Source organism: Nonomuraea glycinis (genome assembly GCF_014646515.1).
In the GTDB taxonomy this organism is placed as follows: domain Bacteria; phylum Actinomycetota; class Actinomycetes; order Streptosporangiales; family Streptosporangiaceae; genus Nonomuraea; species Nonomuraea glycinis.
Map to the genome: position 1 here is coordinate 293,309 of NZ_BMNK01000011.1, position 15,089 is coordinate 308,397.

The 15,089-nt window shown below is 70.3% G+C and carries 12 protein-coding genes; 4 read left to right on the top strand and 8 right to left on the bottom strand.

Annotated features, from left to right (window positions below; genetic code table 11):
- Window positions 1-10 precede the first annotated feature (10 nt).
- A complete protein-coding gene (gene iscB / locus IEY87_RS29100) occupies window positions 11-1,498 on the bottom strand; it encodes an RNA-guided endonuclease IscB (RefSeq protein ID WP_229699398.1) in 1,488 nt (495 codons plus the stop codon).
- A 388-nt stretch (window positions 1,499-1,886) separates the two neighbouring features.
- Between iscB and IEY87_RS29105 the strand changes: the two genes are divergently transcribed.
- The gene (locus tag IEY87_RS29105) at window positions 1,887-2,735 is read left to right on the top strand and encodes an arginase family protein (RefSeq protein ID WP_225277780.1); all 849 of its coding nucleotides are present in this window, start codon (window positions 1,887-1,889) and stop codon (window positions 2,733-2,735) included.
- Between the two features lie 10 nt (window positions 2,736-2,745).
- Here IEY87_RS29105 and IEY87_RS29110 read toward each other — a convergent pair whose 3' ends face one another.
- Both IEY87_RS29110 and rsmA read right to left on the bottom strand, forming a co-directional pair.
- A complete protein-coding gene (locus tag IEY87_RS29110) occupies window positions 2,746-3,330 on the bottom strand; it encodes a C40 family peptidase (protein WP_189141981.1) in 585 nt (194 codons plus the stop codon).
- 227 nt (window positions 3,331-3,557) lie between these two features.
- The gene (gene rsmA, locus IEY87_RS29115; RefSeq protein ID WP_225277741.1) at window positions 3,558-4,418 is read right to left on the bottom strand and encodes a 16S rRNA (adenine(1518)-N(6)/adenine(1519)-N(6))-dimethyltransferase RsmA; all 861 of its coding nucleotides are present in this window, start codon (window positions 4,416-4,418) and stop codon (window positions 3,558-3,560) included.
- A gap of 70 nt (window positions 4,419-4,488) precedes the next feature.
- Between rsmA and IEY87_RS29120 the strand changes: the two genes are divergently transcribed.
- Both IEY87_RS29120 and IEY87_RS29125 read left to right on the top strand, forming a co-directional pair.
- On the top strand, window positions 4,489-6,321 hold the full coding sequence (locus IEY87_RS29120; protein WP_189141982.1) for a serine/threonine protein kinase: 1,833 nt from the start codon (window positions 4,489-4,491) through the stop codon (window positions 6,319-6,321).
- A complete protein-coding gene (locus IEY87_RS29125) occupies window positions 6,318-7,526 on the top strand; it encodes an FG-GAP repeat protein (RefSeq protein WP_189141983.1) in 1,209 nt (402 codons plus the stop codon). Before IEY87_RS29120 ends, IEY87_RS29125 begins: the two co-directional genes overlap by 4 nt.
- A gap of 68 nt (window positions 7,527-7,594) precedes the next feature.
- Here IEY87_RS29125 and IEY87_RS29130 read toward each other — a convergent pair whose 3' ends face one another.
- The 4 genes from IEY87_RS29130 to IEY87_RS29145 form a co-directional block, all read right to left on the bottom strand.
- Window positions 7,595-8,515, bottom strand: a complete 921-nt coding sequence (locus IEY87_RS29130) for a resuscitation-promoting factor (RefSeq protein ID WP_189141984.1) — start codon at window positions 8,513-8,515, stop codon at window positions 7,595-7,597.
- Between the two features lie 79 nt (window positions 8,516-8,594).
- Window positions 8,595-9,449, bottom strand: a complete 855-nt coding sequence (locus tag IEY87_RS29135) for a TatD family hydrolase (protein WP_189141985.1) — start codon at window positions 9,447-9,449, stop codon at window positions 8,595-8,597.
- A gap of 61 nt (window positions 9,450-9,510) precedes the next feature.
- Entirely contained in the window at window positions 9,511-11,292 is a 1,782-nt protein-coding gene (gene metG / locus IEY87_RS29140) for a methionine--tRNA ligase (protein WP_189141986.1), read from the bottom strand.
- Window positions 11,293-11,337: 45 nt separating this feature from the next.
- On the bottom strand, window positions 11,338-12,567 hold the full coding sequence (locus IEY87_RS29145; protein ID WP_189141987.1) for a glycosyltransferase: 1,230 nt from the start codon (window positions 12,565-12,567) through the stop codon (window positions 11,338-11,340).
- 99 nt (window positions 12,568-12,666) lie between these two features.
- Here IEY87_RS29145 and IEY87_RS29150 point away from each other — a divergent pair, with 99 nt between their 5' ends.
- The gene (locus IEY87_RS29150; protein ID WP_225277740.1) at window positions 12,667-14,253 is read left to right on the top strand and encodes a glycosyltransferase family protein; all 1,587 of its coding nucleotides are present in this window, start codon (window positions 12,667-12,669) and stop codon (window positions 14,251-14,253) included.
- On the opposite strand, the gene IEY87_RS29155 is transcribed toward IEY87_RS29150, so the two are convergent.
- Window positions 14,147-15,089, bottom strand: a 943-nt coding sequence (locus IEY87_RS29155) for a dolichyl-phosphate-mannose--protein mannosyltransferase (protein ID WP_189141988.1), incomplete at its 5' end; no start/stop codon positions are given. The two genes, IEY87_RS29150 and IEY87_RS29155, sit on opposite strands and share 107 nt — an antisense overlap.

The following is a 15,089-nucleotide window of genomic DNA, read 5'->3' on the forward strand; positions in this document are numbered from 1 at the left end:
ACCTCCGGCTTTAGCCGGGGGAGGAAACGAAGCTCCTGCGGAGCAGGGCAGGGGTAGGTGATTCGCCGCTAGGCGGACCGCCGTCGGTTGAACCTCGGCCTGAGGGCAAGGGCGTTGCTCCTTCGGGTCGGCGGGTGTAGGCGTAGCCGTCGGCCCGCTGGAGGAGACGGAAGTGCGTGTGCCGGGCGGTGTAGAGGCCACTCGCGGTCCGTACGGCGAAGCTTCCGGAGGACCGGACGGCGACGCGGCCGGTGTGGGTGCCCGCGTTCTTTCCAGATGGCACGAATGCCCGGACCAGGTCGCCGGTGGCGTAGCCGAAGAACTGCTTGGTGCGGGGCAGGCGCAGGCGGGGGAAGCCGTGCTTGTCGGTGCGGGTACGGGCGTAGGTGCCGCGTCCGGTGGCCTTGACGACTAGGACCGTGGTCGGCCAGACGGTGACGGTGTCGAGAATGCCGACGGCCAGGGCGTCGAGGGTGTGGGTTTTGGGCAGGCCGCACCGGGTGCGGTTCCACTTCGTACGGCCGCCGCTGGCGGTGCGGGTGGGGAACCGTGCGTTCAGGGCCCGCCACAGGGCCCACCGGGTGGCGTTGACGGCGGCGGCGTCCAGCAGGGGGGCCTTCGCGCGCTTCAGGATGTCGGCTGCGCGCCTGGGTGCGAATTCCTCGACGGGCAGGCTTCCCTTGGCCTGGTTGCAGGGAATGCACGCCAAGGTCAGGTTGGAGACTCGGTCGGATCCGCCCTGACTGCGGGGCCGGATGTGGTCGATGTTCAGCGGCACGCCCATGGTGGCGCAGTAGGAGCAGGCACGGCCGAACTTGGCGAGGAGGTATTCGCGGATCTCGGTGCCGTGGAGGGTGCCGTGTTGGTACTCGGCTCCTTCCAGCGGGCGCCCGGCGCTGATGGCGTGGGTGTCGAACGCGACCCGCTCGACGTGGACCGCCCGGACCGGGGCCCAGCGAGCGAGGCGGTCCACCCACGAGGTGGTGGTGTCGACGCGGTGCCGGAGCGCCGGTGGCAGCCATCCCTTGGGGCGGGTGCGGTTGAGGAAGCGGGGTGCGCGGTAGCGCAGGTTCCGGGTGCGGCGGCCCCGCCGGTAGGCGGCTCGCTGCTCCAGCTTTTTGCGGATCGTGGCGCCCCGGTGGTCGAGCTGGACGCTGTACCGGCCCTGGCGCTCACCGGCGTGGGTGGTGAAGACGGCGATGCCGGTGTGCTTGCTGCCGGGGTCGATACCGATGTCGACACCGCCGATCTGCGAGGCGGCGGCGGTGCGGTCCTTGAGGCGGATCACGAACGGTGTGTGCCGGGCGACGACGGCGCGGCCGGTGGCCAGGAGCTTGCGGGCCCTGGCCGGGGTGGTGGGCTGTAGTGGGGTGCCGTGCTTGTCGAGGACGAACACGGCGGGGTCGGCCTCACGGCCGGGCTCCCGGACCTGACGGTCCGGGGTGACGCCACCGGCAGCAGGTGTACTGCCGGTGATCTCCCCTCGCACATGTTCCACGCCGGGTACCGCAGTGCGGTGTCCGAGCCCCGTTTCGTCCCTGATCCCAGGGTTGTCTGCTGACTCGAATTCGAGAGCGAGCTGCTGAGGAAGCACAGATCGGTCGGTCTTCTGTCCTGCGTGGAACGTAGCCAACTTGGGTCACCTCCAATGGGTGTTGGCTGGTGCTGGTAACAGCGGGCCCTCAGCCGGTCTGGCTGAAAGCCCCCGCCTTCAGGCGGGGGATCCCGTTACCGATCTTCTGCCACTCTCGTCACCGGCGGGTCAAGGACAGTCAATCGTAGCGGCGCGGGGCCGGGCGCTATGGCCGAGAGAAATCGTTGGGCGCAGCACCGGTCGTCGGACATCATGGAGAAAACGGCTTGTTGAGGGGGATGCCTTGACCACAGTGACGGTTGTCCAGGTGCCACAGTGGCGGGGGTCCGGTGCGCCGACCGCCGAGCGGTTGCGGGAAGGGGCGCGGCTGCTGGCCACCATGGTGCCTGCCGATGAGCGGGTGCTCGTGGAGGTCGAGGACGACCTGGTGAGCACGGCCGCGCGGGTGCGGGAGGCCATCGCCCAGGTGGACCGCCGACTGCTGGTGGACGGCGGGCTGCTGGTGGTCGCTGGAGGTGACTGCGGGATCGAGCTGGAGCCGGTGGCCGCTGCCCAGCGGCGGCATGGGGAGCGGCTGGTGGTGGTCTGGTTCGACGCTCATGGGGACCTCAACACTCCTGAGTCCTCTCCTTCGGGGGCGTTCCACGGGATGGTGCTGCGTGCGCTGACCGGTGAAGGACCGCCTGGCCTGGTGGCCACGCCCGCGGTGGATCCGGGGCGCGTCGTACTCGCCGGGGTCCGCGACCTTGACCCGGCCGAGGCGGCGTTCGTGAAAAGCGCAGGCGTACGGCACGTGCGACCGGCTGAGGCCGCGTTCGGGGGACGGGCGGGCGATGTGGGGGCGCTGGTTGACGCGATCGCGGCGGCTGGGGGGCCGGGGGAGCCGGTTGTGTACGTACATATCGATCTTGATGTGCTGGAGCCGGAGATCTTCGCTTCCGTGGGGACACCCAGTCCTGGTGGGTTGCGTCCTGACCAGTTGCTTGCCCTGGTCACGGCGGTGGCTGAGCGGTTCGGGGTGGTCGGGCTCGGGATCACGGAGTATGAGCCGTCCAGGGCTGCGGACCAGGAGCTGCTGGAACCCCTGGTCGCGGGACTGGTTGAGGTCTGTGCAAGGTCTGGGCGAGGGACGGGCGGGTGATGGTGGGGCGTCATGCCGGGCGGACCGCGCCTCGGAAGACGGCGCGGTAATAGGGGGAGTTGAGGAACTGGGTGGTTCGGACCACGTCGCCGGTCTTGGGGGCGTGGATCATCACTCCGCCGTGGAGGTAGAGGCCCACGTGGGTGGGGTCGCCGGAGCCGCCACCGAAGAAGAGCAGGTCACCGGTGCGCAGGTCGCCCAGCGGGACCCGGCGGCCCTGGCGGAACTGGGCCCCGGTGTAGTGGCCGAGCCGGACGCCCGCTCTCGACCAGGCGTACAGGGTCAGGCCGCTGCAGTCGAAGCCGGTGGTGAGCGCCCCCATGCCGACGCCTCTGGTGGGGCCCGAGGAGGAGCCGCCGCCCCAGGAGAACGGGGTGCCGAGCTGTCTGAGTGCGGCGGCGGCCGCGATGCCGCCCTTGGTGCGGAGGTCACCCTTGATCTTGACGACGGGAGAGCAGTCCGGCGGAACGAGTGTGGAGCATAGGGCGCCCGGGTCCTCGGAAACGGTGGCGGCGGCCGTGCCTGTGAGGGTGCCGAGGATGACGGCGAGCCCGCCGCCGAGCGTGAGCCACCTCAAGCAGGTGTGTGCGGTCATGGTCTGCCTCCTGTTGTGTGGGGAGGCACCAGGATCGTTCACATGTTCGAGCCGCCATCGGGCCGAACGCGGTTCTGTGGATGAACGCCCTCACTCGCGCGCACCTGTGGACAGCCACCCGTCCGCCTGCCCGCGAGCGTCGACAGGAAGTCCGTCCGCGCGTGGGCAGAAGCCCGACCGCCCGCGCCCGTGCGGAAAGGTCGGTCGGTTTCAGGCTGGGGAGCGGGTCAAGGCTTGTGCTCGGCGATCCTGGCGAAGGCGTGCACGTCGAGTTGTTCACCCCGCGCGGATGGGTCCACCCCCGCCGCTCGAAGCGCCGTCTCCGCCTGCGCCGGACTTCCCGCCCAGCCCGCCAGCGCGGCCCGCAGCGTCTTGCGCCGCTGCGCGAAGGCCGCGTCCACCACCGCGAACACCTCCGTACGGCTGGCCGTGGTCGGCGGCGGCTCCCGGCGGGTGAGGGAGACGAGGCCCGAGTCGACGTTCGGGGCCGGCCAGAAGACCGTGCGCCCGACCGGGCCGGCCCGGCGTACGTCGGCGTACCAGGCGGCCTTGACCGACGGGATGCCGTACACCTTGGACCCGGGCGCGGCGGCGAGCCGGTCGGCCACCTCCGCCTGCACCATCACCAGCCCCTTGCGCAGCGACGGCAGCGCCTCCAGCATGTGCAGCACCACCGGCACCGCCACGTTGTAGGGCAGGTTGGCCACCAAGGCGGTGGGCGCGAACCCCCCGAGATCGGCGGCGGAGATCTTCAGCGCGTCGGCGGCCAGAACGGTGAGCTTGTCGGCGAGGCCGCGCTCGGCGACGGTCAGGGGGAGCTGGGCGGCGAGCACCGGATCGATCTCGACGGCCACCACATGACGGGACTCGGGCAGCAGCGCGAGCGTGAGGGAGCCGAGGCCGGGACCCACCTCGACGACCACGTCGTCGGGCCCCACACCGGCCACGCGGACGATGCGCCGGACGGTCCCCGCGTCGATCACGAAATTCTGGCCTAGCTTTTTAGTCGGGCGCAGATCTAGCTTGTCCGCCAAAATACGTATTTCTGCCGGGCCCAGAAGCCTCATCATCCAACCAGTCTCCCGCATCGAAGAACCTGTGATGGCGGACGGGGACGGGATGAGGGGAGGATGGGTGAAACGAGAAGGGACGATCCTCATGGAGCCAACGGGCGCTGCCCCGCTACGCCCGACGGACTTACGGGAGATCGGCCCGTACCGGCTACTCGGGCGATTGGGCGAGGGCGGTATGGGGACCGTGTTTCTCGCTCGGGCGCCGACGGGGCGGTTCGTCGCGGTCAAAGTGGTCAAGGCCGAGTTCGCGAATCAGGAAGGGTTCGCGGTCAGATTTCACGCCGAGGTGGAGAACGCGCGCCGCGTGGCGTCGTTCTGTACGGCGCAGGTGCTGGACAACGGCAACACCGGCGACGGCCGGCCGTACATGGTCACCGAGTACATCGCCGGCACCCCGATGTCGGACCAGATCACGAAATATGGGCAGCTTGATCCGGGACCGCTGCACGGCGTGGCGTTGGGCGTGGCGGCGGCGCTGGCCGCGATCCACGTCGCCGAGCTGGTGCACCGCGACCTTAAACCGGCCAACGTCATCCTGTCGTTGTCGGGCCCGCGCGTGATCGACTTCGGCATCGCCAGGGCGCTCGACCGGGAGACGGGGTTCACCCTCTCGGGCGAGCTGCTGGGCAGCCCCGGCTGGTGGGCCCCCGAGCAGGTACGCGGCGAGATGGTCACCCCGGCGGTCGACATCTTCGCCTGGGGCTGCCTGATCGCCTACGCGGGCAACGGCCGGCACCCTTTCGGCCGTGGCGACCCCATCACGCTGGCCACCCGGGTCCTGCACACGCCGCCGGACCTCGGCTCGCTGCCCGCGCCGCTCGACGAGCTGGTACGTCGCGCGACCGCGATGGAGCCGAGCGAGCGGCCCACGGCCCAGGAGTTGCTGCTCGCGCTGGTCGGCGGCGGCGCCAAGCCGGCGCCCGCGACGGACAATCCACCGACCCTGGTGGCCGACGAGCTGCTCACCGACTGGGAGCCGCCGCAGAACGTCGTCGACAAGCCGGACATCACGGCCACGTTCGCGACACCACCCCCCCGCGACGCCACCCGGATCGAGCAGCCGGCCGTCGAGAGCCCCGCGCCGAGCCCTGCGCAGAGCTCCGCGCAGGGCTCGGCGCAGAGCCTTGAGCAGACCCCTGCGCAAAGCTCCGTGCAGAGCCCTGCGCAAAGCTCCGTGCAGAGCCTTGAGCAGACTCAGGAGCAGCCCAGGAAGCAGAAGAAGCAGCCGCCGGAGCCGCCCCAGGAGCCGCAGGTGTCGGCGGCGGAGCTGGCCCGGCGGGAGGAGGCGGCGGCCCGAGAGGAGCTGGCGAGCTGGCAGGCGAGCACCGCCCCGCCGGAGGTGCGGCCCACGCCCACGATCCCGCCGCCCGACGCCGCCACCGGTCCCACCGGCCAGCGGCCGCGCGGCACCCGCTGGCTGATCGCGGCCGCGGCGGCGCTGCTGGCCATCACCGTGACGGGAGCGGTCCTGATCGTGACGTCCAGCCGCAACAACGCCGGTTCCGGCGTCACCGCGACCGCCTCCCAGGCCGCGGCCGACCGGCCGAACGACGTCGGCCGCCGATTCGCGCTCGGCGAGGTCTTCGACGACCCGATGGTGATCGTGTCGAGCGCCCCCGAGTGCGGGCTCAAGGAGTTTCAGGACAAGACCCAGACCCAGGGCCAGCTCTGCGTCGTGCGCTGGACCATGGTCAACCCGGGCGGCAAGCTCAGGGAGATCGGCGACCCCGTCGTCAGCATGCGCGACGACCGGGGCGCCCGGCACGACCCGCTCGACGGCCCGCCGCCGGTCGCCGCGATCGCGCCGGGCGACCGGATCGACGGGGTGTTCGTGTTCGACGTGCCGCTCTACCGCCGGCCCGTGGAGCTGTCGGCGACCATGCTCAAGGACGGCAAGCAGATCGAGGTCAAGCTGTGAAGGTACGTGCGACGCTGTCGGTGCTGTTACTCGGCGCGGCCGCCTGGCTCGCCCCGTCGGCCGCCACCGCCACCGCCACCGCCGCGGCCTGCGCCGGAGCGAGTGACTTCGACGGCGATGGCGTGGACGACGTGGCCGTGGGCGACCCGTTCGCGGAGGGTCAGCGGGGTGCCGTGCATGTGCTGTCCGGCGGGAAGGTGGTCCCGGTGACCGTGCCCGACCTCGCCGAGGGCGACGGTTTCGGCTGGTCGGTACGGCTGGCGAAGGTCGACGCCGACGCCTGCGCCGACCTGGTCGTGGGCGCCCCGTACACCGATGTGGACGGGCGCAAGGACGCCGGGGCGGCGTACGTGATCTATGGCGGCGGCGCGGCGGCGCCGCAGCGGATGGTCGCGCCCGACGCTCAGCGCGGCGCGCGGCTGGGCTGGTCGCTGGCCGCGCGGGGAGACCTGGTGGCGATCGGCGCGCCGTACGAGGATGACGGGTACGTCGCCGACGCGGGCGCGATCTATGTGCGTAAGGGCACGGGCGAGCTGAGGAGGATCAGCCAGCAGTCCACGGACGTGCGGGGCAACAGCGAGGTGGGCGACCAGTTCGGCTGGTCGCTGGCCATGGGACCGGGCAACGGCCTGGTCGTCGGCGTGCCGTACGAGAACGACGACGGCGTCGGCCAGCAGGTGGACGCCGGCAAGGTGGACGCCGGCTCGGTGGTGGTCATCGAGGACGTGCTGGCGGGCGAACTGGCGACCGTCAAACTGGACTCGCCGACCGCCGCCTCCGACGACAAGTACGGCTACGCGGTGGCCTGGGTGGACGGTGTGGGCCTCGCGGTGGGCGTTCCGGGCCCGGGTTATGTCCAGATCTACGACGACGAGCTGGAGCCGGCCAGGCGGGTGCGGCAGGCGGGTACGGAGGCGTTCGGCTTCTCGCTGGCGGCCTCGGCGGACGGCAGGCTGGCCATCGGCGCCCCCTACGGCGGCAGCGTCCGGATCGTCACGGCCCGGGACGGCAAGGACGTCAGGCGGTTCGCGCCCGCCGTCGGGCTGTTCGGCTATGCGCTGGCCTTCAGCGGCAACAAGCTGGTCATGGGCCAGCCGGACGCGCTCCCGTACGGCAAGGTGTCGGTGGCGGCGCGTAACTCCGACGAGCTGGCGGTGGTGCAGCCGCAGAAGGGGGCCGACTTCGGCGTGTCACTGGCCGGTTGACGCGCCGCGGTCGGACCGCTCACGGGCCGGTTGACGAGCCGAACAGACACGCGCCGCGGTCGGGCCGCTCACGGGCCGGTTGACGCGCCGAACAGGTGTGCGCCGCAGTTGGGCCACTGGCCCTTCCACCGGCCGTCGACCCGCTGGTAGAGGAGCTGCGCCCGGTAGGTCTGCTCCTCCACCGGCCAGGACTGGGGCATGCCGGTGCCGCCCACGAGCTGCCACATCGGCAGGCTGAACTGGTAGAGGCCGTAGTAGGGGCCGCTCGGGTTGTAGGCCAGCGGGTCGCCGCCGGACTCGCACTGGGCCAGTGCCGTCCAGTTCAGCTGCAGGACGGCCGCCTCGATCGGCTCGGTGCGCGGCGGCAGCACGGTGATGAGGGTGCCCTCGGCGGGGAAGGCGTCCGGCTCGGGCCGTACCTGGTAGCCGGGCGGGAGGGGGAGGCCGCTCCGCTTGAGCACCTGGCGCACCGTGCGGGCGGTCGTGGTGGTCCGGTGCCGGGTGCCGTTGGCGAAGACGTACACGGTGCGTCTGGTGTAGACGGTGAGCGCCATGCCCGACAGCGGCACGTGCCGGTGTCCCGGCGCGGACAGCTTGCCGGCCCGGGCGAGGTCGAGCTCGGCCAGCGCGTCGCGCACGGTGGTGGCGGTGACCAGCCGGTTCGTGGTGCGGCCGTCGACGGTCAGCTGGATGGGACGGGCGTGGCGCACCTCGATGCGGGCGCCGTCGACGATCCGCGCCTGCGCGGCGGGCCGTACGAGATCGCGGTCGCCGACCGGCACGCCCTGGTCGCCGAGCAGCTCACTGACGGACGCGGCGAAGCTGCGGATCACCTGCGGCTTGCCGTCGACCACCAGCACCACGTCCTTGGCCAGGCTGCCGATGACCGCGAGTGCGGTCACGGACAGCAGACCCGCGACACAGACCACCGGCGTCCACGGCGAACGCCAGGGGATCGTGGGACGCGGCGCACGCCTTCTTCCTCGCACGGGCGACCTCCCGAATACCTGAGGCGCCCGACGCTAGTGACGGCCGTGCCGCCACCCGCGTCACTTCACCGAATGATGGTCACCAGTCGCCGAAGACCGTGATTCCGTTGGCGCTGATGGCCTCGCACAGCTCGTCCGGTTGAACATTCTTGACCTCGGCCAGGCAGCGCAGGGTGAGCGGGATGAGGTAGGGCGCGTTGGGCTTGCCGCGGTGCGGCACCGGCGGCAGGTAGGGGGCGTCCGTCTCGACCAGCATCAGCTCCACGGGCGCGACCCGAGCGGCCTCACGCAGATAACCGGCATTCTTGTACGTCACCGGCCCGGAAAATGACATGAAATATCCGGCTTCCACGCACTTTTTGGCCATTTCGGCATCGCCGGAGAAGCTGTGGAACACCACCACCGGCGGCGCCCCCTGGGTCACGAGCACCTTCAGCACGTCGTCATGCGCGTCCCGGTCGTGAATGACCAGCGCCTTACCGGTGCGCTTGGCGATCTCGATGTGCGCCCGGAAGCTCTCGTGCTGCTCGTCCTTGGTGGCCCAGTCCCGGAAGTAGTCCAGCCCGGTCTCCCCCACCGCCCGCACCTCGGGCCGCCCGGCCAGCGCCTCGATCTCGGCCAGCGCCTCCGGTGCGGCGGCGTGCGACTCGTTCGGATGGATGGCCACCCCGGCGTGCACGTTCTCGTGCCCGGCCGCCACGTCGGCGTTCCAGCGCGAGGACGGCAGGTCGTAGCCGATCGTCACCAGGCCCGTCACCCCGACGGCCCGCGCGTCGTCCAGGATGCTCCGCACGCTGGCCGAGGCCGCCTGGGCGGCCTGGGCCACCGGATCGCCGGCGGACGCCTGCCGGTCGCCCACCATGACGTCGAGATGACAGTGACTGTCGAACACCGGCGCGGACAGCGGCTCGGGCGCGACGGGAATCTTGCTCACGCACCCCAACGTAACCTGCGGCACCCGCGCCCGGCGCGCGCGGGTGCCCCCGGCCACGGACTCAGTCGGCCAGCCGGGCCAGCTCCTCGTCCACGACCTTCGGGTCGAGCTTCTTGAACAGCGGCACCGGCGGCGCGAGCGGGGTGCCCGGCTTGATCGGCTGGTGCTCCCAGCGGGCCGCCCCGGTGTAGTCGCCGGTGATCACGGGGTAAGACTCGCCGCCGTCCTCGTCCACCTCGCGGATCTCCGGCATGCCGGACCAGACGCCCTCGCCGCCCAGCATGGCGTGCACCTTGTTGGACGAGCCCGGCAGGAACGGCGTCAGCATGGTCTTGGCGTCGTCCACCACCTGGAGCGCGACGTGCAGGATGGACTTCTGCCGGGCGGTGTCGTCCTTGAGCTTCCACGGCTCCTGCTCGGCCAGATATTTGTTGGCCTCACGAACCACGTCGAGCGCCTCGGTGATGGCGTTCTTGAACCGCGAGCGGCGCAGCTCCGCGCCGACCGGGCCGAAGGCGTTGCGCGAGCGCTCCAGCAGCGCCCGGTCGGCGTCGGAGAGCTCGCCCGCCTCGGGGATCGAGCCGAAGTTCTTGGCCGCCATGGAGACCGACCGGTTGACCAGGTTGCCCCAGGCGGCGACGAGCTCGCCGTTGTTGCGGTTGACGAACTCCTGCCAGGTGAAGTCGGTGTCCTGGTTCTCCGGCCCGGCCACGGCGATGTAGTAGCGCAGCGCGTCGGCGTCGTAGCGGGCCAGGAAGTCGCGCACGTAGATGACGACCTGGCGGGAGGAGGAGAACTTCTTGCCCTCCATCGTCAGGAACTCGCTGGAGACCACCTCGGACGGCAGGTCGAGCGCGCCCAGGGAGCCGGGCGAGCCGTCCCTGGCGCCCACGCCGTTGTAGCCGGACAGCATCGCCGGCCAGATCTCGGCGTGGAAGACGATGTTGTCCTTGCCCATGAAGTAGTAGCCGCGGGCGTCAGGGTTCTGCCACCACTGGCGCCAGGCCTCGGGGTCGCCGGAGCGCCTGGCCCACTCGATGGAGGCCGACAGGTAGCCCACAACGGCGTCGAACCATACGTACAGCCGCTTGTTGGACTGGTCGCGCCAGCCGTCGAGCGGGATCGGCACGCCCCAGTCAAGGTCGCGGCTGATCGCCCGCGGCTGCAGGTCGCCCAGCAGGTTGAGGGCGAACTTGAGCACGTTGGGCCGCCACTCGCCCTGCTTGGCCTGCAGGTAGGTGCCCAGCACCTCGGCGAAGGCGGGCAGATCGAGCATGAAGTGCTCGGTCTCCACGAAGATCGGCGTCTCGCCGTTGACCCGGCTCACCGGGTTGATCAGCTGGATCGGGTCGAGCTGGTTGCCGCAATTGTCGCACTGGTCGCCGCGTGCCCCGTCGTAGCCGCAGATGGGGCAGGTGCCCTCGATGTAGCGGTCCGGCAGGGTCCGCCCGTTGGACGGGGAGATGGCGCCCATGGTGATCTTGGGAAAGATGTAGCCGTTGTCGTAGAGACCCTTGAAGATCTCCTGCGCGATCGCGTAGTGGTTCTTCGTGGTGGTACGGGTGAACAGGTCGTAGGACAGCCCCAGCCCGGTGAGATCCTCGGCGATCACCCGGTTGTAGCGGTCGGCCAACTCCTTGGCGGTGACGCCTTCCTTGTCGGCCTGCACCTGGATGGGTGTGCCGTGCTCGTCGGTGCCCGAGACCATCAGCACCTTGTTACCCGCCATCCGCTGGTAGCGGCTGAAGATGTCAGAAGGCACGCCGAACCCGGAGACGTGCCCGATGTGGCGGGGGCCGTTGGCGTAAGGCCACGCGACGGCGGTCAGAATGTGCTGGGACATGAGTCCAAGCCTACGGGTCACGGCCCCACGTCTCGAACGCGACCGCTAACGCGACTTCGCCGAGTTTCCTTCGCGGGAGATGGCCTCGGCGGCCTCCTCAGCGGCCTCGGCCGCCACGTCGATGGAGGACTCGCGGGTACGCCGGATGCCCAGGATGCTGATGAACAGCGACGCGAAGATCGTCTGGAAGCTCATGATGAGCGCCGTCGCCGACGGCACGACCAGGCGCAGCGACTCACGCGGGTCCAGCGCGCCGAAGCTGCGGACCTGCCAGTGCACGAGCGACATCACCAGGCCGACCAGGCCGGCCAGCGCCAGCAGGCCGCCCACCACCAGGCCCTTCTCCAGGGAGACGATGTCGATGAGCTTGCGCACCCGTGGCGACTCGGGCAGGAAGCCCTCCTCGGCCGCGTACACCTTCGTGAACAGCGCGAACAGGGCCGCCTGGAAGCCGATCACCACCGCGGCCGACGCGCCGACCAGGGTGTCGACGTCGAAGGCCAGCTCGCCGATCTCGACCGGGCCGAACGTCAGCGCGGTGCCCGCGACCAGGCCCACCACCATCAGCAGGACGCCCGGGATGAAGAACAGCCACTTGGGGCTGTAGAGCAGCAGGAAGCGCAGGTGCCGCCAGCCGTCGCGCCAGGAGCGCAGGTGCGGCGGGCGGGAGCGGCCGTCGGGCGACAGCGTGGTCGGCACCTCACGCACGTCCAGGCCGGACAGCGTGGAGCGGACCACCATCTCGCTCGCGAACTCCATGCCGCCCGTCTGCAGGTGCAGCTTGAGGATCGAGTCGCGGCGGAAACCGCGCAGCCCGCAGTGGAAGTCGCCGATGGCCGACGGGAAGAACAGCCGGCCGACGAACGACAGCACCGGGTTGCCGAGGTAGCGGTGCAGCGGGGGCATGGCGCCGGGCGCGATGCCGCCCTTGAACCGGTTGCCCATCACCAGGTCGGCTCCGTCACGGAGCTGCTCCACGAAAGGCATCAACGAGGTGAAATCGTAGGAGTCGTCGGCGTCGCCCATGATGACGTAGGTGCCGCGAGCGGCCCGGATGCCACCCATCAGCGCATTGCCGTAGCCCTTCTCGTCGACGTGGACCACACGGGCCCCGGCCTCACGGGCGAGCTGCTGCGAGCCGTCCGTGCTGCCGTTGTCGGCGATCAGGACCTCGCCCTCGATGCCGTGCTCGGCCATGCACGCAAGTGCCTTGCGCACACAGACTTCCACGGTCTCCGCCTCGTTGAGGCAGGGCATGACCACCGTCAGTTCCACGTCTCAACCCTTCATTCACTGCACTTCTGGCACACCATCATGCCCTGTGCCCAGGAATGGTCGGGGCAAGTCCAGGAAACGACTGGCATTCTTTACAGCATGGTGAGCGTCGCGGAGATTACCCATGTGGACCACTCCGCCCCTGGCCGGATGGCTCGTGCGCGGTCTTTCCTGCGCCGTCATCGAGTGTTCGCCGCAGCCTTCGCCCTGGGCGGACTGCTGCGGCTCATCACCATGCTCGGGTACGGCCCGGCGATGTGGTTCAACGACTCCTACGAGTACGTCTCGGTGGCGTTGCATCCCAGGCCACACCCCATCAGGCCGGACGGCTACGGGTTCTGGCTGCTGCTGCTCAAGCCGTTCCACAGTCTCACTCTGGTCACATTGACGCAGCATCTGATGGGGCTGGCCACGGCGGCGCTGATCTACGCGCTGCTGCGCCGCAAGTTCGGGCTGCCGAAGTGGGGCGCCACGCTGGCCGCCGCGCCGGTGCTGTTCGACGCCTACCAGATCCAGCTCGAGCAATTGATCATGTCCGACGCCATGTTCACGCTGCTGGTCGTGGGCGTGATCACCCTGGTGCTGTGGCACCGGCGGATGTCGTGGCGGGTCGGCGTGGTGGTCGGGCTGCTACTGGCGCTCACCTGGCTCACCCGCTCGATCGGCCTGCCGATCCTCGCGCTCGTGGTGGTCTACCTGCTCATCAAGCGGACCGGGTGGAAGCCGGTGGTCGCCGTGGTGACCGCGTGCGCCATCCCGGTGGTGGCCTACATGAGCTGGTTCGCGGCGAGCTTCGGCAAGTTCGCGATGACCAACAGCGACGGGCTCATCCTCTACATGCGCACCGCCATCTTCGCCGACTGCGACAAGATGGACATCGACAAGTACAAAGAGGTCGAGCTGGTCCTGCTGTGCATCAACGACCCGGTGCACCAGCGCAAGGACTACGCCCAGTGGTATCTGTGGGGCCAGGGCAGCGGCGACGGCCAGGGCACCGGCGAGGTGCTGCACCGGTGGGGCAGCGGCAAGAAGTTCACCGACATCACCAACGAGGCGGCCAGCGCGTTCGCCACCCGCGCGATCGTGTCGCAGCCCGGCGACTATCTGCGGGTCGTGGCCCGCGACTTCCTGCGCGCCTTCCACTGGGGCCGGCCGCGCTTCCCCGACGCGGCGACGTACAACATGTACGAGTTCAAGCCCTACTACGAGCTGGACAGCACCGGAAATCCCAAGCGGCTGCCCAACTGGCCCTCCTACCAGGGCAGGACCGACACCGACGCGTACGCCTACGAGGCGGGCCCGCCGGAGACCAGGATCGTCTCGCCGTGGGCGGACATCATGTCCGGCTACCAGAAGGTGTTCTACCTGCGCGGCATCATGCTGGGCGGGATCATGCTGGTCGGGGCGTACGGGGTCGTGGTGCGCTGGCGTTCGTTCGGCGGCCCGGTGCTGCTGCCGTGGCTGGGGGCGTTCGGGCTGGTGCTCGCGCCGGCTGCGACGGCCGAGTTCGACTACCGCTATGTGCTGCCGGCCGTGCCGCTGGCCTGCATCGCGGCCGCGATCACGGTGCGCGGGGGCGTCACTTGGGGGCGGGCGCTACCCAGGAGTCCATCAGCATCCGTGCCCACCACTCCTGGTAAGGGATCGTCTCTGCCGACAGAACCGGATACAGCCACCAAAAGTTGATCAGCACGATCAGCGCGAACGCCCCCACGACGGCGGCCCCGGCCGCCCGCCTGGCCGGCGCGGCGTCGGCCCGGCCCAGCGCCAGCCCGGCGCCCAGGGTGAGGGCCAGCACCATGAACGGCACCAGCGGGATCATGTAGAACAGGTACATCGTCCGGTTCTGCGCGGTCGCGTAATAGACCCAGGGCAGCCAGCCCGCGCCGTAGGTGAGCAGCACCGCGCCGGCCCGCCAGTCGCGGGTGGCGACGTACCAGACGACGAGGCCGAGCAGGGCCAGGACGGCGCCGTACCAGAGCGCGGGGGTGCCGACCCCCAGCACGGCCTGTGAGCAGCTGTCGGCCCCGCAGGCGGCCGGCGGGAGCTCGGCCGGGTAGTGGAAGGACACCGGCCGGAACAGGACCGGCCAGGTCCACGGCTCGGACATGTTCGCGTGGTAGTCGTCCAGTCCGCTGTGGAAGCCCAGCACCTCGAAGTGATACTGCAGCCACGAGCGCACGGAGTCGATGACGAAGAAGGCGGGCCCCGAGGAGGTGGCCTGCTCCCAGTTGCGCCCCCAGCCGTTGGCGGTGGCGAACCAGCCGGTCCAGGTCAGCACGTAGGCGACGGCGGGCACGGCGGTGACCGCGGCCAGCCAGGAGGGCACGTCGCGCGCGAACGTCGCCTTGTAGGGCTCGCGCAGGCCGATGGCGCGCCTGGCGCCCATGTCCCACATCAGGCTCATGACCGCGAAGGCGATCAGGAAGAAGACCCCCGACCATTTCACCGCGCAGGCGGCGCCGAGGCAGACGCCGGCCGCGATCCGCCACGGCCGCGCCCCCAGCGACGGCCCCTGCGCC